Source organism: Amphibacillus sp. Q70 (assembly GCF_052055485.1).
Taxonomy (GTDB): domain Bacteria; phylum Bacillota; class Bacilli; order Bacillales; family Amphibacillaceae; genus Amphibacillus.
Genome location: NZ_CP197171.1, coordinates 1,648,669 through 1,668,884, shown reverse-complemented (window position 1 = coordinate 1,668,884; position 20,216 = coordinate 1,648,669). Strand labels below are relative to the sequence as shown.

The window sequence follows — 20,216 nt, the reverse complement described above, 5'->3', positions numbered from 1 at the left end:
TTTACTCCGCTCGTAAACTATTTAATAGCTCCACTAATGAAACTGTAGCTCTATTTTGTTTTATATGCTCATAAGCACTAACACTTAGCTTAACAAACGGATCATTTTCATTTAAATCCAGAATGGCGAGTAATTCTTCCTCTGGATCAAACGAATGACCAGTGTATTCTATTTCTTCTAAATAAACTAAAGCTGCTCCAGCAACTAAGCACATAATCGTTGCTTCCTGATCATGATTAATTAATATTTTATAGGGTGCATATATCCGCTCTGACTTTCCTAATTTTCTTCTCGGGGCCCGTCCATTTTTTATAACATAATCTAAAATTTTCATATCTTTAAATTTTTCAACAGCCTTATTTGCAAACAGCTCCTGTTCTTCTAATGAAATGTTGAAATACTCTGCTAAACTAGGATTCAATATTTCTAATAGCTCATCAATAATCTTTGAAACTTCTGTATCATTAGTTGCTTCTCCATATATTTTATATCCTTTTACATACCCTAAATAAGAAATTAACCCTGCCAAGCAATTGTAAGTATATATTTTTCGTTCAAAGAAATGTTCAAAGTTTTTTCTAGGCTCTGCTCCTGGAAAATCCAAGCTTCCATTAAATCCTTCTAAATCATACGGAAAATAAGTCTCATTTTGCGATAGGATATCTAATCTTGTGTCTTCAATATTAATAGTCGAACAAAATATAGCTGTTTGAGAAACTACATTGGATATACTGCCCTTGTATTGTTTTTCTAGTTCTTTACGTAATACACGGGCAGGATTAGTTCCATTTTCTGCTGTTAATAACTGAGGCAGCTCAGTTTTCTCTAAATATTTAGCAAGAGAAGCAGCAACCGCTTTTAAGTTTTGTTCCCCTACTGCCGTTAATATAATATCTGCTTCTTTCAATACTGAGGATAAATCATCATCTAAAGTCAAAGCATGAAACTGATCAATTAAAACAGGCGTACGATCCTTATGATAAAAATGAATAAAAAAGTATTTATCCTCATTTAACAAATCCACAAGTTTACGATCTGTTTCTATGAACGTGATTTGATAACCTGATTCTTTTAGAAATCTTGCGAGATATCCCCTTCCAGATTGACCTGCACCATATACAACTGCCTTTTTAGTCATGAGTCACATCTCCTTTAATCCAACCTTTTAATTTTAACTGATTTACACTTTCTAAAATTAACTCTTTCAATTCTCTGTTATCTTGAAGCCCACATACAGTATCCAACACGTATTCTAGTCCCTTTTGTTTTCTTAAAGTCTGGAGTTTCATTGCTTCAGCATCATCATAATAATCAAAATACAAAGCAGCAGCTGCTCCCAGGGAAATAGCTTTAGGAGTTATTCCAGCCTCCTGAGCCATTTTAGCTGGTCCGATAAAACGATCATCTGGCGACAATTTACGCAATGGCTCTCTAGCTATTCGAACTACATGATCAACAATTTTATAATCTTTATATTTAGCTTCAGCAATTTCAGAAAATTCCTTTTGGCTTTCTTCTGAGACATCTAACGAGTAAACTAAAGCATGATTGATCTCTGTAAAACATTTTTTGAAAATCGTTTCTATTTCAAAATCGTTTGCTGATTCAGCTACGTAATTGTACCCCTTTAAATAACCTAAATACCCTACTAAGGCTACACTCGTATTATTAGTATATATTTTTTGTGCTAACATCTCTCCGAAGTCTTCTTTAAAATCAAAATATTTCAATTGTGGTATAGCATTGTTTTTAATTCTTGATTGATCAACAGGTAATACCCAGTAGTCTTGCATCCAAGTATCAAGCAAATTTTCTGTCTCTTCACCTTTTGGTGCTGAAGTACCTGAAGCTCTAATGACCCCCTGTGTCACATCTACCTTATTTAAAAATATATTTTTTTGTTCTTCATTCAACTCTTCTAAGATACTCTTTTGCAAGTCACTTGCTGGCGTTAACCAATTTTCACAAGTAATGATTACAAAAGAAGGAGCCATACCTTCCTCCAGTAAGTGTCTATACTGCTTACCAATCTTAGTTCCTATTAACTTTAAGTTCTTTCCACCTACGGCAGTGAAAATAAACTTGGATTTTAAAAGTTCTTTTCTTAGTGCTTCTTCATCATTTACATTTTCCGCCTTGAAATTTTCAATAATGGTATTATTATTTTTATTACCTAATATATGAACATTATAATTCTTGTGAGAATTAAAAAGATTTAATAACTCTTCTGATATATCCATAAAATCTTTTTCTATATTATTTCGTTGAAGAAGTGAAGCAATAAAACCTCTTCCTATTCTTCCGCCACCAATAATTGTTGCATGCATATCAGCTTCCCCCCAATTTTATAAAATCCCAATAGCAGCTCCTATACTAGAAACAGCTAACAACATGAGTAATACTTTTGTTGAATTCCACTTTTTACTGATCAATAAATACAGTGCTAGGAATATGGCACCTAATGGTAGTAGCCCTTGAATGATCGTATCTAGAATTTCCTGTATTTCCATTATATTTCCTTCACCAAAGTCTAAAACCAATGAAGAAGTAACATTGACCGTATTTGCTGCTAATCCACCAATTGTTATAGCTCCTACCCCAGTCGCTAATGTCATATATTTTTCAAGAACACCACTTTCAAAGATTTCTTGAAGTCCTTCTTTCCCTTTTTTGAACATTGCATGGAAAGAAAAATATGAAAACAAGTAATTGATTAATAGAGTAGCTACCATATAAAGAACAGGTCCCAAATAGCTCCCCGCACTACCCAGCGAAATAGCTATCGATCCTATAATTGGAATTAATGTTGCTTGACGTAATGTATCACCAACGCCCGCAAACGGCCCCATTAATCCTGTTTTCATACCAGAGATATCTTCACTTTTGATTGGCATCCCTGCAGCCTTTTCTTCTTCCATAGATAAAAAAACGGATAGAACTGGCGGACCAGTTAACCAAGCTTCCGTATTATAGAATTCCATATGACGAGACATCATTTCTTTTCTTTCTTCTTCAAACTCCCCATTATCAGGATATAAACGATCCATAATTGGAATCATGCATCCAGCCATAGCTGGCCCCATCATCCTTTCCCAACTATAAGTAGCCTGAGATAACGAGATCCAATACAAATACGATTTGTTTAAATCTTTTTTTGTTAATTTTCTGTTTTTCGGTAATTCGCGGACTTCTTCTAAGCTTTGTGCACTCATTAATTTTACGCCTCCCCTTGTTTTGAAAATTTCAACTCAGTGTAGAAATAAACAAAAATGGTTGCTAAAACAGCTAATAACAACATCTGAATATTTGTATAAGTCATGATAAAGAAACCAACAAGGAAAAATGGAATAATTCCTTTTCTGTTCATAATTACTTTCAATGTTAAAGCAATTCCTAGAGCCGGTAACATTCCGCCAATAGCTTCTAGCACCTCTATAGGACGACCTTCTAGTAAAGTTAGAAGCTGTTCAACCTGTCCTCCACCATAATAGACCACTAGAAATACTGGAACAGCACTAATAACAAAGGTAAAAATCTGGGAAGGGATTAAATGGATAAAAAATATTTTCTTATACTTACCTTCTTCAACAACCTTATCCATCCAATGAACAAAAAAGGTATTACCAGTCATACGAATATTCCAAATAAGCGTTCCTAGTAAGCCAAATGGAATAGCTAATGATAAGGCAACTTCTGGTGTTGCACCAGTCATTATTGCTAAAGAAGTTCCAATAATCCCTGCAATTCCAGGTTCACTGGATACTGCTCCACCTGGAGAAATAAATCCAATAAAAAATGCATTTAATGTCGCACCAATTATCACCCCTTGTAATGGCTCTCCTAAAATAACTCCTACAATCGTGCCGGCTACGATAGGCTGACGTATTGAAACACTAGTTAAGCCAGTTAACCATGGTGAATTCGCAACAGTTAAATAGTAAAGAGCACCAATTAAAAAGGCTTGAATAAAACTTACATCCATAACATAGAATCCCCTTTCATTTATAATTTAACTTTATCTAAGCGTACTTTGCTATTGTCAGGAGTCACTTGAAAATATACATCCACTCCTAGTTCATTTAGTTCTTTAAGTGCCGTACGCTCTTCAGCATCTGCAGCAATATTACGGTATAGTTTGGTACGGTTTCCTCTTGTCGCCATTCCCCCTACTCCAACAGATTCAATTTTGACCCCTGCATCCCACAATTTTCTAATGGTTACAGGTGTTTTAACTAGAATTATAATTTTTTTATTCTTTCCTTTATTTTTAAGATATTCTCTCGTTTCATCAATTGTTGTTGCATGTAAACTAACTAAGTTCGGCATGGCTTGTTTCATCATCATTATCATAAATGTATCTTTTGCTACTTGATCATCAATAATGAGCACATGATTGGCACCAGTGACTCTGACCCAGCCTGTCATAACTTGTCCATGAACTAAGCGATCATCAACTCGGGTATATACTATATTGTCCATTTACTTCCCTCCCTGAATAAATATTTTGTTTTGCTTTTTTACGCTTCTTATTTTTTCTATCAAATATGATCATTACCCCTTTCTTTTTAATTTCTGAGGCAACTATATCATCAGTTACTATTGCCTGTTTTTTGTTGAGTTCACTTTCTCAAGTGAAATACAAAAAAATAGCTATATAAAATAACAGGCTATAATTAAAATAGTTTAAAACGTTTTCAAGGAAAGGTATGTGAGTACATTGTTGACAACTAGAGAATATGACATTCTCCTATATTTCTGTGAACATTCGGAAGAATATATAACATCTAAAAAATTAGCAAATTTATTCAATGTCTCTTCTCGTACAATAAAAGCTGATTTAGATGTGATTAAAGAATATTGTACTCAGTTTAGTTTTTTAGAGTTGTTTGCAAAAAAAGGGAAAGGAACTATTTTGTTAGTTAAAAATTCTGAGGAATTTGAGCATTTTTCATTATCATTAAAAACAGGAAGATTTGAAAATGTATATGATGAACAATATTTACGTGTTAAAAAAATCATCCTTCATCTATTATCGCAGAGTCAATATATATCAAAATATGAACTTCAAAATAACTTTTTTATTTCTGATTCTACGTTGTATCATGATATAAAATTAGGTGAAGAATTAGTAGGGAAATATGGTTTAAGATTGATTTATAAAAAAGAGAAAGGTTATCGAATTGAAGGTAATGAAACAAATAAAAGAAAGTGCATTATCAATGAACATCTTTTCAAATTAACGGAAACTCATAAAATCAGAAAAAATACTGGTCATATTGAATATTCAACAGAATTAACTAAAACGGTTACAGCGATTTTGGATAAATATAATTATTCTATTTCTGATTTTTTTTTACAAAATCTCCTTATGCACGTGGCATTAATGATTCATAGAATAAACAAAAGACATTTTATCTATAAACTTGAAAATGAAATCAATATTGAAAGTACAACTGAATATTTGATTTCAAAAGAAATAATTAGTCATTACATGTCCGAAAGTCTATTAAGAGATTATAATTTTGAAAATGAAAGGCGTTATCTTGCAACAAATTTGATGAGTAAAAATGAGATGAATAATAATATTATTTCAGAAGAAATTTATCGCTTTATAGATGAAGCCTTTGAAAATATTAAAGAGAAATTCGGGGTAGATTTCACGCAAGAATCTGATTTTAAAAATTCTATCACTTTGCATGTTGCACCTCTGTTAACAAGGATAAAGTTAGATATGCAATTAAAAAGTAAATTATCAACTAAAATAAAACAAACTTTCCCAGTCGCAACGAATATTGCGAGTTATTTATCTCAATTAATTTTCGAACGGTTCCATCTGAAAGTGAATGATGATGAACTTTCTTATCTATCTTCTTATTTTAATTATGGATTGCAACGCTATTCAGTTATTGAAAAGCAAAAAAACGTCTTATTGATCAGTTCGTTACGAGAATCAGAAATAATGCTTTTAAAAGATAAAATATTAACTTGGTTCAACAATCAGATCTCTGATATAGTCGTTACAAATCCACGAAAAATTGATATTAATTTACCAACTTATGATGCATTATTAACTACTGAGGAAAATCTATCACTATACAAAGGCTCAGCAGTCAAAGTAAATGTTTTCCCTAATGATCAAGATTTTTTAAAAATCAATCTAGCAATCAATGGCTTTGATAGTATGGACAGTATTGTTTCCAAGTTTGATAAAGACCTTACCTTCCAAGGTCAGGTGAAGACTAAAGAAGAACTGCTTAATCGATTATGTGTATTAGCAAAAGACAAATTTACTTTGAATAATGACTTGAAGGAAAGTATCCATGCGAGGGAAGAACGAGGGGATACCTATTTTGGTCATTCGATTGCGATGCCCCACCCGTTAACCCCTACGACTGATCAAACCTTTGTAGCGTTAGGATTACTCGATCAACCGCTCAATTGGGGAGATAATAACTGGGTTAAACTAGTGATTTTAGTTAGTATCGAAAAAAATAATCCTAAATCCTTTCAACTTTGGCATTACTTATCTTCATTAGTTACAAATGAAAAGCTGATTCACGCTTTATATGATGAGCTAACTTATGAAAACTTTATCGACAAACTTAAACAATCTTTGAAAGATGTTTTTTAGTAGAAAATCATAACCACAAGCATAAATTTAATCGGGAATTCTAATTTATTGTTAACGATCACGAATAGTTATTAAGTTTGTCATGAGAGAGATATTGTCTCTCCTTAGTTGTGTTCTCTGTTCTGCATTTTTGACAGCTTAAATCATGTGATAAACAAGATGTTACATCCAAAAGTTTTAATAGACAGATACATAGCAATTATGTGAAATAATACATAAAAAAAGTGGTGCAAGTAGAGATCTGCACCACTTTTATGTTCAATATTTTTCTTTTTCTCACTCAGAAACAACATCAATTGGAGCACCATGTTCAATAGTATTCCCCATCGTACAGCCCCGTTTTGCAGATTTTACTAATCGTTCTCTTGTCTTATCATCTAGATCTGCATCAAAGGTAATTTTAACATCGAATTTCTCTAGTCTTGATGGACGAGCATTTTCTGCCTTTGTTGAAGATACATCGATGGAATAGCTTGGAATATCTAATTGATCTCTTTCAATAAGAGCGTCAAGTGTTAAACCCATACAAATCGCAATCGAACCACTTAAATAATCACCTGGTGAAAAAGCATCTACACCACTGCTGCTTGAAGCCGCCAAATTAACTGTTCCTCGATCATTCGTTATTTCATGAACTTTATGCACTTCTTTTTTTAAGGTAATCATTTTCTATTCCTCCTTTAATTAGCTAGTATGTTCATTTTAACTGATTAAATAACTGAATGCATTTAATTGAATTGATGTCATGTGAGTCTACTCATCGTGTCACACCTTTACGATCATATTCACTTTGGTATTTTCTCCATTGCATATTTCGAATCAACTGATTAATGATCTCAGAAACAATTAACCCGAGTCCAATCGCACCAGAAATCATCGCTACAGTAGCTGCTGAAGCAATTGTTAAATCATAATCATTTATCACAAAAAAACGCATCGTATCATATGACAGACCGCCGGGAACAAGAGGAATAATGCCAGCAATATTGAAAATAATAATCGGAGTCCGAAACCTCTTAGCTAATATTTGACTGTAAATACCAACTACAATTGCTGCTATTAATGTGGCTATGACAATATTCACATTTAATGTCCGGGCAAGAATAACATAGACAAGCCAACTAAACATCCCAACCGTCCCACATTGCCATAAGGATTGGCGTGGTGCATTAAAAATAATTGCAAAGCCTGTTGCTGCAATAAAACTAACAATTAATTGTTCAATGATCATCAAATCACCTCACTTCTTTTCAGTAAACAAGCAATAAAACAATGGCCACCCCAGCACCAATTGCAAAAGCTGTTAAAATGGCCTCAATACCTTTCGTCATTCCAGATACTAAATGGCCAGCCATTAAATCACGAACAGCATTGGTAATTAATAGACCAGGCACAAGTGGCATGACTGAACCGATAATAATTTTATCAATATCTAAACCTAAATTTATGACAACCATCAAAAATGCAGTAAAAGCTAGGAATACAGCAGCCAAAAATTCTGCGAAAAAGCGAATTTTCAACAATTTATGAAAATAGATCATCAAACAAAAAGCTGATCCACCCACAATCATTGCAGGAATAAAATCATGCCAACTCCCTTGAAACATAATGGTGAAACACCCGCTGGCAAAGGCGGCAGCTAAAAGTTGCAACCACACTGAGAAACTGTTTTGTTGTTGATCAATATTTAGTAGTTGGTCCCTTGCTTCTATGAGCGAAAGCTCTCCAGTTGAAATATATCTTGAAATACTGTTTACTTCTGCTACCTTATGCAGGTCCGTTGCCCGTTCGTCAATTCGAACAAAATTAGACGATGCTGTCATATCGACAGCAAACATGATTGCCGTTGGCGTTGCATAAGCTTGAGCATTTTGCATTTTAAATGCTTGAGCAATTCTAACCATTGTATCTTCTACGCGATAAGTTTCCGCTCCACTTTGCAGCATTATTTTTCCTGCTAGTAAACAGACTTTCACAATTGTCTCTTGTTCCACACTAAGACCTCCTTATTCAATAAGAATTCATCAGTTACTGGTTGTTGATGTCCTCCGCATGATTGTATGATAAAACAAAATAAAGCAAGAGCCAAGTAATGCCATTCCTCCCATTATAATATATAATGTCTGTCCACCGTAATGCTCCAGTACAAAGCCGCCTCCTAGTGAGCCAATAATTCCTGATATCCCAAAGAATACAGTTGCAAATAGAAGATGTCCCGTCGTTTGTAATTGATCAGGGACTAGCCGAGTCACATATTGAAATGAAGTTAAGTAAAAAACACCAAATGAAAGTCCGTGTAAGATTTGGAAAAATACAATAGCAGCTGGAATGGATATAAACCCATACATGAACCACCTTAGGGCATAAATAAGACCAGCAGCTGCTATAATGATAAGGGGTTGATATTTCCTAAACCATTTTCCAGCAAAAGCAAACACAACAGCTTCACTGACAACTCCAACAAACCAAGCTATACCAACTAAATTATCTCGTCCTCCTAATTCACTAATGTATAAACTAATAAAGCTGTCATTTGCTCGATGAGTGATTGAAACGAGTAGGAGAGCAGCTAAATAGAATAATAATGGCGGGTTTTTAATTATTTTATGTAAATCGGAGAACTGAACAGGCTTCTTGTCAATCTTAACATCTACAACACGGAAGCTGACGAAGACAACAACACTAGCCATAAATAAATAAGGAATGATTAAATATTGAATACCCGTCCAATCGATTAATTCCCCGATCAGTAAAGAACAAATAGCAAAACCAATCGATCCCCATGTACGTACCGAACCAAAGGAGATACCTAACTGTTCTGTTCGGCGTTGAGTGAGACTATCTCCAAGAGGGCTAATCGCTGACTGAAAAAAATAAAAAAAGATTGCAAAACCTAAGATTAACACGAGTGTCCTTACTTGGAAAAAAAACAAACTACTTAGCACCAAACCAAGAGAAGTAATAATCAAAACTTTTCTTACTGTTTGATATTTATCACTAATAAATCCCCAAAATGGTTGAGCGAAGATTGAAATTGCTGGACCAATAGCAAGTACCCAACCAATTTCTTGACCACTTAAACCACGATAGGCAAGCAATAATGGCAAGAAACTAATGACCATTGTATTTGCTCCATGAAAGCTAAATAATAGTATCTTCAAAGGAGTTAACGAGTGTGTATTTGCCAATAAATTCTCCCCTTTCAATTTCATTTTTCTATTAAACTTCATTATACGGTTTAATATCATGAAAAGAAAGAGATGATGGGACGCACATTGAAATTAACTCAAGTTTCACATACTAAAATAAACAAATAGGGTTGAATTCCATTTTGTTTACCGAGATTACATTATTGTAGATAGTGATTTCCAAATTCTTTTTGGAGCATGAATTCGTTTTAAAAAATAACGAATTTGCCCTAATGGGGATTTGATTCAGCTAAACATGAATTTGGAATCCAAATCCTTTCCATTGGACAACTGAAAAAGAAAGTGCACCCATGGTGTCCATTAGAACGCTAGGACATTCAGTAAAAGAGGTTCTTTGCTTATATTCTTCTCCCCCTTACCACTAGGCTACGCTTTTCACATGCTTGAAGAGGGAGACTACTTTCGGAGATATATTAAAATAAATTCTGTTCACGGCCAGGAATAAACGGACGTCTAATTTCGTCATCTGACCTTACTTGAGCATTGAGCACAGTTACATTTATCAAAATCAAAGTAAATGATATAATAATAACAATCAATTTTTTCACATTCCTACCCCCTATATGTGCAGTGTGTATAAAAGCGAAAACAAATCATTAAAAGCTCTGACCTAACTTGTATAATTTGTTTAGCCATATTCCTTAATATAGGCTAATTCAGCAGAATTATGCTGGTGAATTAGGAAACTAAAGTTTATCATCACATCTTTATAGTATGGCAAGTAACTGCACTAAGGGTAGCTATGTAACAATAGCACTGATATAAAAGCCGACTTTTAACTACAGTTAAAAATGATTAACTAATCTTCCCACGTCTCGAAACTGATCCTGTAGTTGCGATTACTTATCCCATCAAAGTGATTTATAGCCATATTGATTGGCTGGAGCATCAAAGTGAGCACATCTGCGTGAAAGAGAAGCTTTCGTTTTATTTATATTTTCATTTACCCAATTTCCGACAGAAGACTCCCACTTCAAATTTTCTTAGGAATTAAGTGGTGAGTCGTTCAAAAAAATCTTATCTCTTCCGATAGTAAAATAAAGGGACAATCTTTTGACTTGAGAAAAGGTGGATAAACCTTCTCTTTTAAGATTGCCCCTTTACTATAAGTGAATCCATTGTTTTTTTAACGCTAACAACACAGCATTGGTTCGATCTGGTACATTTAACTTATGTAATATTGAACTGACATAGTTTTTTACAGTCTTATCTGATAAAAATAATTCATTTGCAATTTTAATATTACTGTAGCCTTTGGCTAGCAACTGCAAAACTTCCCATTCGCGTTGTGACATTAAATCTAATGGCGGATTTAGTTCTTTACATTGCGATTGAACATAAACTTCTAATAAACAATCGGCTAACAAAGGATGGAAAAAACGTTTCCCTGCATGAATCTGAGATATGGCATTTGTTAACATCTTTTCATTGATGTCATAATAAATATACCCAGATAAAGCAAGTTCAAATATCGATGCAAGGCTTGGATCATGAAGGTCTTCAACCCAAGCAATAACTTTCTTATCAATGGATTGATAGTAGTTTGCTAATTGATTGACATGGATAGGCATTTGAATATCGAGAATGATCAAATCAGACTCTTGACCATATTTCATTAACTCGTCTTCATTTTTTTCATTACAATGCCTAATTTCACTTTTAGGAAATTGACGTCGTAGCAATTCAATCATTCCATCACATAGTAATGAAGACTGTTTTATTAATAATAATTTCATTGGTTATTTAATCACTTCTTCCTCCTCAATATTTGTTCTTTTTATCAATTTAAAGACCAAAATATGTATATACATTTGCTCTGTCAGTTACTATTTAATGTTACTTTTTTAAATTAAATGCGTCAACTAAACAAAAAAAACGACAGGTTTATAACCTAATTTTTGTCGAATTTTGTAATATTTTATCCGTGTTTTAAGTTCTTTTGTCCCGTGACTTAAGATATCGATAAAGTTAGAATTAATTTATAAATTTTAAAAATAGATTGTCTAGAAGCTAATACCTGATACTAGTAGTTATTAACTAGAATGAGGTCTCTTTTAGCTTAAACAACAACAATTAGTTATTTTGACTTATTTTTTCGATGTAAGCGTTATTAACCTGATTTTAGTGCCACTACTGACTATACTCGATAAGAAATACATTTGAATTTTTAATCAAGTAATATATCCTCCTGCTATGATTTGTGTTCAACTATTTAAATTTTTGCTCAACTTCAATGATTTTTGATTAATTTTTTGAATTTGTCTACAACTTTTAGCACGAATAATCTTTTTTATAGTTTAATCCACTGAAAATTCCTAAGTTATATAAAGCGAAACTTCAAGTAGTGGGAATTATGCTTACACGCTGTAGGCATATAAGCCTTTTCAATGGGGTGAAAGGAAAGACACCTATCTTGCGATGTGAATACTAAAACAGCTTTCCCTAGTACAATTATTCTCCCCTATTAAAAGCCATTGTTTTTCCGAGTCTTACGAACAGCTAGCTGTGATAATCTTTATTCATAAAAGGAGGCTAGGACAAACTAGCCTCCTATGAATAAAAACGGTTGTATTTATCAAAAATAGATAAATACAACCGTTTTTTCTAATATTTGCTCTGTCACAGATCATTTACTGGGCCTCTTTAAAGCATGAAAGCGAGGTAAACATTGCTTGGAATTATCGAGTTTATCTTCATAGTCAGCAATGCATGCCACCATGCTCAGAATTATGGAAGGAGAGACAGTTTGAACCTCTCACAACTTTGAACTGTCCCTTCTAGGCAAGAGAAGAGACAGTTTGAGTCATTTTCCTGCTGAAATGTTCTTCTGTATCTATTTCGCACCCTATTTACTTGATTAGAGCTTACTCGTATGGATTCCGGAGCTCTTACTTTTATTAAGTAGTTCAGCTTTTCTAGTCAGCAAAAGCTGTTACACAATCTACTTTCATTGTGCAACAGCTCCTTTTGATTTAGCTGAGTTTTATCCAGCTCCATTAAATAAATTCACTTATCCACTTGATTTCAAAAATCTCAATCAATTGATGCCTTCCTTTTACTTCTCACAAGGTAGGATCACTTTAAAGGGCTTCCTCTTCCTCTGCTGGAGCTACAGGCTCCTCATCATCTACATTAGGGTTTGATTTTGGGTAAGTCTCTTCTTCCCCAGAAAAGTCTGGTGGGTTTGGCGGTGCAGAAGCATTATTACTGATTCTAATTTCTACAGTATAAGTCATGCCGACAAATTCATTAAATACTCCCATATCCACAACAGTTCCCTTTACTTCAGGTGAATCAACATACTTAACAATATAGTTTATATCAGCACCTTTTGATTTATATTCATCATAAAATAATCTTGGTAAATCACCTTCTGATTGTCCGCGAAAATCATGCAAGTAAGGTCTTCCTTGTGAATACGTCACGATAACAGTCTTATCATCTTTTTCTGTCAGCTTCGTTTCTGGCTCAACAGACTGTGAAATAAGTATCCCATAAGCAACATCGGCATGAAAAGCTTGCTTCACGGTCACATTTAAATCTGGATAATTCATTGCTGCTTCTTCCGCAGTCATATCCCCAAAGTTCGGAACGACAATTGCTTCACCTAATGATACAACCACTTCCATCTTATCTCTTTTGGCAATTTTTTCATCTGCCGCTTCACTTTGACTAATAATATGACCTGCCTCGATACTATCAGAATCCGACTCTTCATAGGCCATATCAATTTCATTTGTTTCTGCCCATTTTTCTACTTCCTCTTTAGCCGTTCCTGTAAAATCAGGTATTATAATATTCTTCTCAAAAACCTCTTTCCCTTTTGAATAGTAAACCGCAGCACTATCTTTTCGTTTGTATTCTGATTCATCAATATTACTGTCCCTGATGGAAAACTGAATAAAGCCCCCTTCTTCGATATCATCATTATATTCAGTAACCATCTGCAAATTTTCTGCCTTATGTTCATCAATCCAATTCTGTGCTTCCTCTTGTGTCATTTCTGAAAAATCAACAAGGGGAATAGTCTCTTCTGGATCAGCACCTAAACTGCTCGTTAAATGAAGCGTCTTCCCTTTACGTATCTTGTCTCCAGCAGGTACGCTTTGCGAAATAATCTGGTTTGCTTCATATTCCATACTGTATTCCTGTTCTAATTCTATCTCGATATCATTTTCACTCGCCCAACCACGTGCTTCTGAAACAGGCTGGTCAACAAAATCTTCAACCTTCACATGGACAAGCATATAATAAATGAAGAAAATCAAAAGACAAGTAAAAACAGCTCCTGATATAATCAACCACATCCGACGTTTCTTCTTCCGGCGGTAATCCAGATCAATTTCTACTTCTTCTTCCTCATCCTGCCGGCGGCTGATTCTGGAAGTGAAAGATTGTGCCATGGACGAAGCCTTTCTCTCGGGTACAACCTCTTTTTTTCCCATAACAGAAGACTGATCTTTCTGCTCGTGTAGTGATTCTTTTTCTTCCGTAGCAGGACTCAGCTCTTCCTGCTTGTGTGGTGCTTCTTGGTCTTGCTGTTTCATTGGATTTCTGTCCTTCATTTCTTTGTCTTCTTCATTGATCAAATCATCATAATTATCCTTATTAAATTTTGATAAAAAATCACTCATAAGAAGACAGTACACCCTTCCTCAACTGGAAAGCCTGATCAGACTGTGAAGCAATTTCATTGGAGTGAGTGACCACGATAACACATTTCTGATGTTCATGTGCTAACTTTTTAAAGATATCGATGATTTCCTGCTCCATCTCTTCATCAAGGTTTCCTGTAGGCTCATCAGCAAGAATTAATTCTACGTTGGTTGCCAGAGCACGAGCAATCGCCACGCGCTGTTGCTCTCCACCAGACAGCTTATTAACCAAACGATCTGCCTTGCTTCTTACAATACCAATGTAATCAAGCAGATTATAAGCGACTGTCTTTGTATCTTCAGGAATTTCATTTTCCGTAATTGTCATGGGAACCAGTACATTTTCTACAGCTGTAAAGGTTGGAACCAGATTATAGCTTTGAAAAATAATCCCGACATTATTACGACGGTACTTTTCATAGCCAATTTTTTTAATGTCTTCTTCGTTAAATAATATTTCTCCACTATGCGGTGAATCCAAGGCACTTAGTAATGATAGCAAGGTGGTTTTCCCTGAACCTGACTGCCCTAAAATCGTATAAAACTTCCCCTTTTCAAAAGAGATCGACGTATCTTTTAATATATAACGGCGTTGCTCGCCATCCTGGTAATAATAGTTTAAATCTTTCGCCTCTAATATCATCATTTCACCCCTCTATTACATCAGTATTTTCTTTGGATTCAGTCTTACAATATAAATAAGTGGAATAACCGTTGAAATTAAAATTGTCAATAAACCGACTCCATAGAAAACTAGAATATAGCTTGAATTAAGGCTTACCTCATAAGATGCTAAGACATCATCTGTTGTCAAATGATTCTCCATACCTTCATAAATGACATAACCACCATAGAATTCGTTCTGATTATCATCTGCCTCCATCATCGTATCAGATACCTGCTGTGCCAATAAGTGACCACTGAATAGAGATAAGGTAATACCCACAATCGCAACAACCATGACTTCAATTAAAATTTGCCCGACAACACGACTTCGCTTCTCCCCTAAAGATAAGTAAATCCCTAATTCACGTTTACGGTCTCGTAAGAATAGTAAAACAACTAAACCTGCAATAAGAATGGTCGCAACCACCGCTACAAGCAAAACATATTTTGATAGTTTTGACATTGACTCCATCGGTCCAGCGATATCCTCATATTGGTCACTGGCACTGATGACCGTATAAAGCTCTGGCAATAACGGCTTGACTTCTTCCGTAAATGCTTCACTATCTTCTGGATTATTTAAGTAATAGATAGGCTGATAGTATTCAAATGAATCCTCTTCACCTTTCATCATTTCTGCAAGTTCTTTATCTGCCTTTAGAGATTCTTCCCAATTATACTTAGACTCCTCTATTACCACTTCATTTGACACATATATTGTATTTTGATAATCTATATCATCCGTAAATATCATCATATCACTCTGTGAGTCTTCTTCTGTTTCTTGCTTTACAGACTTAGGTTCAAATAACCCAATGACTTCTAAGACAACATCACGGGAAGTGACTAAATCCTCTTCACCCGTATTGAAATCATAAATATAGACGTTATTATCCAGCGTAAAGGTATCCCCTACCGCTAGATTATTTTGCTCTGCTAACTTTTGTGAAATAATCGCTGCAGAAGTTCCGTTTTCAATTTCATCAGCTGTAAATACACGCCCATCAGTTAACTCTGCTTTTTCTTCTTCAAAATCGATCACTGGAGCATAGTTAATCCCTTTCAGCCTAAAATCCATACTTGGACCTTCTACCATCATCTCTACCCCTAGATCTTGGTCTTGATAACTTTCAAGATTCTCTGATCCCATCCAGGTAGACATACTATAATCATAGTACTTCACATAAGAAAGCTCACCAATTTGCTTAATTAGATTAACACTTACATCTTCCATCTCTAGTTCTTCTAATTCATCTTCCGGTATTTTCTCCCAAGCGTCATAATCTACATCAATTGTTGCCGCTGTCCCAAGTCTATCCTTTATGGTTGACTCTACATTACCAGTCGCTTGCTGAATTGAGATAGCTCCCGATATTAAGTTTCCTAAAATAAAAATAACGGCCAATAAAATTAATGACTTTCCTTTTTTTCTGGTAATTCCTAAAAATCCCCGTTTAATAAAATTCATCACAAACCCCCTCATCAAAATTATCACAATAAACGCTACGAAAGGATAACTAATACCTATCATCTTAACTATCCTTTATAGTCTCAATTGTAATCTCCCACCCCTGTCTGAATATTCATTTTCGTTACACTATACAGTTCTGCCAAGCAAAATCCTATTTTAAATTAAAATAGACAGCTTCCTTCTTCCTCATGATGAAATCTTAACCAATAAAAATAATATCTACCATCTTCCATTTTACAGTTAATTTGTTTAGATAGAAGGTTTTATTAGCTGCAATTTCGAATATTATATGAACACATTTTTACCATTATTAATCACACTCCTGCATGATAGTATCCTGACTATTTTACCTTCTCTTCTCTCTTTATAAAAAATATTCAAAAGATCCAGTGGAAATGACAGGTCAAGAATAGAGGTAACTAACTCCCAGGGCATGATGAACTTAGCTGACACAGTCCCTTTCATTCTTCCTTTGACCACATATTTATACTAAAACTTTCACTATCCTATCTTTGTAAAAAAACTATCTAGCTATCACTAACTAGACAGTTTTTCGTATTAAAATAATCCACTTATTTCTCCTGTTTCATCAATATCCATTTTTAAAGCGGCGGGTTCTTTAGGTAAACCAGGCATTGTTAAAACATCCCCTGTTAATGCAACTATAAACCCTGCCCCAATCGATGGTGTCAGTTCTCGAATCGTGATCGTAAAATCATTTGGACGCCCGATAAGCTCCGGTTGATCAGATAGTGAATATTGCGTTTTTGCCATACAAATCGGTAAATTCGACCAGCCATTATTGGTAAATTCCTCTATCTGTTGCTCCGCTAATGCTGAATATTTCACACCCTTAGCTCCATATACTTTTTTGGCAATTATCTCAATCTTATTTTTCAGATCAATATCTAATGGATAGAGGGGGCGATAGTTAGAGGACTGTTGCTGAATACAATTGATAACTTTTTCAGCCAATTCAAGCCCGCCTTTTCCGCCATCTGCCCATACTGTTGTTAGTGCTAAGGCAACACCCTTATCTGCGCACCAATCCTTAATTAATTTTAATTCTTCAGCTGTATCCGTCGTAAAATGATTTAATGCCACTACAAATGGCACACCAAATGATTCAATAGTTTCAATATGTTTGGCTAAATTTTCCAATCCTGCTGATAAAGCTGGTATATTTTCTTCAGTTAATGCAGCCTTATCAACACCACCATGCATTTTTAACGCACGGGTCGTTGCAACAATGACAACAGCCTTTGGATCTAGCCGACCCATTCTCGCTTTAATATTTAAAAATTTCTCAGCACCAAGATCTGCTCCAAAACCAGCCTCTGTTACGACATAATCAGCTAACTTACTGGCCATTTTTGTTGCGAGCAGACTATTACAGCCATGTGCAATATTGGCAAATGGACCTCCATGAATAAAAGCAGGTACTCCTTCTATCGTCTGAACAAGATTTGGTGCCAACGCATCCTTCAACAGCATAGCCAATACACCTTCAACTTCTAAATCAGCAACTGTGACAGGTCTATCATTGGTTCGATAACCAACTACAATTCGAGCGAGGCGCTGCTTTAAATCTTTGTAATCACTTGCTAAACATAATATAGCCATTATTTCTGAAGCCACTGTAATATTAAATCCATCTTCTCTAGGTACCCCTTGCTTGACTCCACCAAGTCCTACAATGACCTCGCGGAGGGCTCGATCATTCAAATCAACAACTCGTTTCCAAGTGATTCGACGTGTATCTATTTGTAATGGATTTCCTTGAAAGATGTGATTATCAATTAAAGCAGCTAAAGCATTATTTGCTGCTGTGATCGCATGTATATCACCAGTAAAATGCAAATTGATTTCTTCCATGGGCACAACTTGAGAATAACCGCCCCCCGTAGCACCACCCTTTAGCCCCATCACTGGACCTAATGAAGGCTCTCGTAGAGCAACTGCTGCTTTTTTACCTAGTTGTTGTAAAGCTTGCCCTAACCCGACCGTTACAGTCGATTTCCCTTCACCAGCAGGGGTCGGATTAATTGAAGTAACTAAAATTAATTCGCCGTCCTGTTTATCAGCCAATCGGTCTAAAAGATTGGGCGATAGCTTTGCCTTATACTTTCCATAAGGCTCCCATTCATCGTCATGAATATCTAACGGTTCAATAATGGACTGAATCCGTTTTATCTCTGCTTCTTTTGCAATCATCAAATCCGTTTTCATTTGATTATATCCCACCCTTAAAGTCGTACATTATTATATATGTATTTATCGCAGTGTAACTGGCTGGCCGTCAAAAACGTCACACTATGCATCGTAAGTCTCCCGATTCAAGAAATAAGTAAACACGTCATTTCTAAGTGGAAGATTCAACAGCCAGTAGCAGCCCGATTGATTCAAGGGCATTTAAGTCATGCCCTTGTGGTACTAACGTTCAGTGGGAGATGAAGCCCCCCACTGAACGAAGTTTCACTTTACAATTATTCGTATTATAGCATGATTTCATCCGTGTTTGAATTTTACTCTTTAGTAAATTCAAGTAAAGTTATTTTGTGATTATTTGAGCATGATTAAACACAGATTGATATCCTGCCTTTTAACACATCAATTGATCAGATTATTTTGAATTATTTAATATCTTACTACAAAGAACTAGAAAGGTAAATAACTTCTTAGAAAAACTCACCTTCTCTTATGCACATGAATGTGTTGTCCTCAATATTATTACATAATACGGAATCTTAGTTAAAAATTGTTAGATTTACTTATACTTGAAACAGTAGAATTTCATCATTTTCTAACGTACTAAAAATAAATCAATGCATATCATATTAAAACTTCACTAATAACAAGGAGTATCAACATGGACTTTTCCTATACAAATATGTTAGCACAATTAAATGTTGGCAGTGCCCATCCAGGCGGGGCATCAGCAACTCAACAGGCTTGGCATAAAATCAATTCCCATCCACATGACGTCATTTTAGACGCTGGCTGTGGTACTGGTAAAACTTTAGCCTATCTAGCTGAAACAACGAAAAGTCGTTTATTTGGCATCGATAATAATGACACAATGATCGCAAAAGCAAAACAACGGCTAAAAAATAGCAGGCAAGTTGATCTTATCTTAGCAGATATTACAGATCTCCCTTTTCCAAACGAAACAATTGATTGTATTTTATCTGAATCGGTCACCTCATTTGTTGATATTACTGTAGGGCTTAAAGAATATCATCGAGTCCTCCGAGAACATGGCATTCTTTGTTTAATTGAAATCACTGCAAAAGATCCCTTATCAGCTAACGAAAGTGCTGAAATCAATGGGTTTTATGGTACCCATTCGATCTTAACAAAATCAGAGTGGCAAGATGCCATTAATGAAGCTGGGTTTTGCTCAATTGACTGTATCCGCCTGCCTGCGACAACTGAAGGTAACGCCGACATTGACATGCAGTCAAAAGTAGATCCCATTTACTTTGAATTCTTGGCCCATCACTATCATCTGATTGAAAAAATACATGATCAATTAATCGGTTATCTCTTCTTGTGTCAAAAATGCGTAACTGAGAGGGATTAAT

Annotated in this window: 17 protein-coding genes; 2 read left to right on the top strand and 15 right to left on the bottom strand. The window is 35.0% G+C overall.

Annotated features, from left to right (window positions below):
* Position 1: 1 nt before the first annotated feature.
* From ACS127_RS07405 to ACS127_RS07385, 5 genes are read right to left on the bottom strand one after another with little or no spacing between them, the layout of a single operon-like run.
* Positions 2–1,138 carry a hypothetical protein gene (locus tag ACS127_RS07405; protein WP_440897783.1) on the bottom strand — a complete coding sequence of 379 codons (1,137 nt, stop codon included), beginning with the start codon at positions 1,136–1,138 and terminating at the stop codon, positions 2–4.
* Positions 1,131–2,327 carry a hypothetical protein gene (locus tag ACS127_RS07400; protein ID WP_440897782.1) on the bottom strand — a complete coding sequence of 399 codons (1,197 nt, stop codon included), beginning with the start codon at positions 2,325–2,327 and terminating at the stop codon, positions 1,131–1,133. Before ACS127_RS07400 ends, ACS127_RS07405 begins: the two co-directional genes overlap by 8 nt.
* Positions 2,328–2,345: 18 nt before the next feature.
* On the bottom strand, positions 2,346–3,212 hold the full coding sequence (locus ACS127_RS07395) for a PTS system mannose/fructose/sorbose family transporter subunit IID (protein ID WP_440897781.1): 867 nt from the start codon (positions 3,210–3,212) through the stop codon (positions 2,346–2,348).
* Between the two features lie 5 nt (positions 3,213–3,217).
* Positions 3,218–3,982 (bottom strand): PTS mannose/fructose/sorbose/N-acetylgalactosamine transporter subunit IIC, encoded by a 765-nt coding sequence (locus ACS127_RS07390; RefSeq protein WP_440897780.1) that lies wholly within the window; start codon positions 3,980–3,982, stop codon positions 3,218–3,220.
* A gap of 20 nt (positions 3,983–4,002) precedes the next feature.
* Positions 4,003–4,479, bottom strand: coding sequence for a PTS sugar transporter subunit IIB (locus ACS127_RS07385; RefSeq protein WP_440897779.1), 477 nt, complete (start codon positions 4,477–4,479; stop codon positions 4,003–4,005).
* 229 nt (positions 4,480–4,708) lie between these two features.
* Between ACS127_RS07385 and ACS127_RS07380 the strand changes: the two genes are divergently transcribed.
* Positions 4,709–6,631 carry a BglG family transcription antiterminator gene (locus ACS127_RS07380; RefSeq protein WP_440897778.1) on the top strand — a complete coding sequence of 641 codons (1,923 nt, stop codon included), beginning with the start codon at positions 4,709–4,711 and terminating at the stop codon, positions 6,629–6,631.
* A 276-nt stretch (positions 6,632–6,907) separates the two neighbouring features.
* Here the strand turns inward: ACS127_RS07380 and ACS127_RS07375 are convergent, their stop codons facing one another.
* The 10 genes from ACS127_RS07375 to ACS127_RS07330 all read right to left on the bottom strand — a co-directional run bounded on the left by ACS127_RS07375 (position 6,908) and on the right by ACS127_RS07330 (position 18,861).
* A complete protein-coding gene (locus tag ACS127_RS07375; RefSeq protein ID WP_440897777.1) occupies positions 6,908–7,297 on the bottom strand; it encodes an OsmC family protein in 390 nt (129 codons plus the stop codon).
* Between the two features lie 91 nt (positions 7,298–7,388).
* Positions 7,389–7,862: a threonine/serine exporter family protein gene (locus ACS127_RS07370; RefSeq protein WP_440897776.1), complete on the bottom strand. Its 474-nt coding sequence runs from the start codon at positions 7,860–7,862 to the stop codon at positions 7,389–7,391.
* 19 nt (positions 7,863–7,881) lie between these two features.
* Positions 7,882–8,625, bottom strand: coding sequence for a threonine/serine exporter family protein (locus ACS127_RS07365; RefSeq protein WP_440897775.1), 744 nt, complete (start codon positions 8,623–8,625; stop codon positions 7,882–7,884).
* A gap of 30 nt (positions 8,626–8,655) precedes the next feature.
* On the bottom strand, positions 8,656–9,861 hold the full coding sequence (locus ACS127_RS07360; protein ID WP_440897774.1) for an MFS transporter: 1,206 nt from the start codon (positions 9,859–9,861) through the stop codon (positions 8,656–8,658).
* 392 nt (positions 9,862–10,253) lie between these two features.
* A complete protein-coding gene (locus ACS127_RS07355; protein ID WP_440897773.1) occupies positions 10,254–10,388 on the bottom strand; it encodes a hypothetical protein in 135 nt (44 codons plus the stop codon).
* Positions 10,389–10,943: 555 nt separating this feature from the next.
* The gene (locus tag ACS127_RS07350; protein ID WP_440897772.1) at positions 10,944–11,576 is read right to left on the bottom strand and encodes a response regulator transcription factor; all 633 of its coding nucleotides are present in this window, start codon (positions 11,574–11,576) and stop codon (positions 10,944–10,946) included.
* A gap of 1,344 nt (positions 11,577–12,920) precedes the next feature.
* The gene (locus tag ACS127_RS07345) at positions 12,921–14,474 is read right to left on the bottom strand and encodes a PASTA domain-containing protein (RefSeq protein ID WP_440897771.1); all 1,554 of its coding nucleotides are present in this window, start codon (positions 14,472–14,474) and stop codon (positions 12,921–12,923) included.
* Positions 14,467–15,138, bottom strand: a complete 672-nt coding sequence (locus ACS127_RS07340; protein WP_440897770.1) for an ABC transporter ATP-binding protein — start codon at positions 15,136–15,138, stop codon at positions 14,467–14,469. Before ACS127_RS07340 ends, ACS127_RS07345 begins: the two co-directional genes overlap by 8 nt.
* A 15-nt stretch (positions 15,139–15,153) precedes the next feature.
* Positions 15,154–16,629: an ABC transporter permease gene (locus ACS127_RS07335; protein ID WP_440897769.1), complete on the bottom strand. Its 1,476-nt coding sequence runs from the start codon at positions 16,627–16,629 to the stop codon at positions 15,154–15,156.
* Between the two features lie 561 nt (positions 16,630–17,190).
* On the bottom strand, positions 17,191–18,861 hold the full coding sequence (locus ACS127_RS07330; RefSeq protein WP_440897768.1) for a formate--tetrahydrofolate ligase: 1,671 nt from the start codon (positions 18,859–18,861) through the stop codon (positions 17,191–17,193).
* Between the two features lie 640 nt (positions 18,862–19,501).
* On the opposite strand from ACS127_RS07330, the gene ACS127_RS07325 reads away from it, so the two are divergent.
* Positions 19,502–20,215, top strand: coding sequence for a class I SAM-dependent methyltransferase (locus ACS127_RS07325; RefSeq protein WP_440897767.1), 714 nt, complete (start codon positions 19,502–19,504; stop codon positions 20,213–20,215).
* Position 20,216 lies beyond the last annotated feature (1 nt).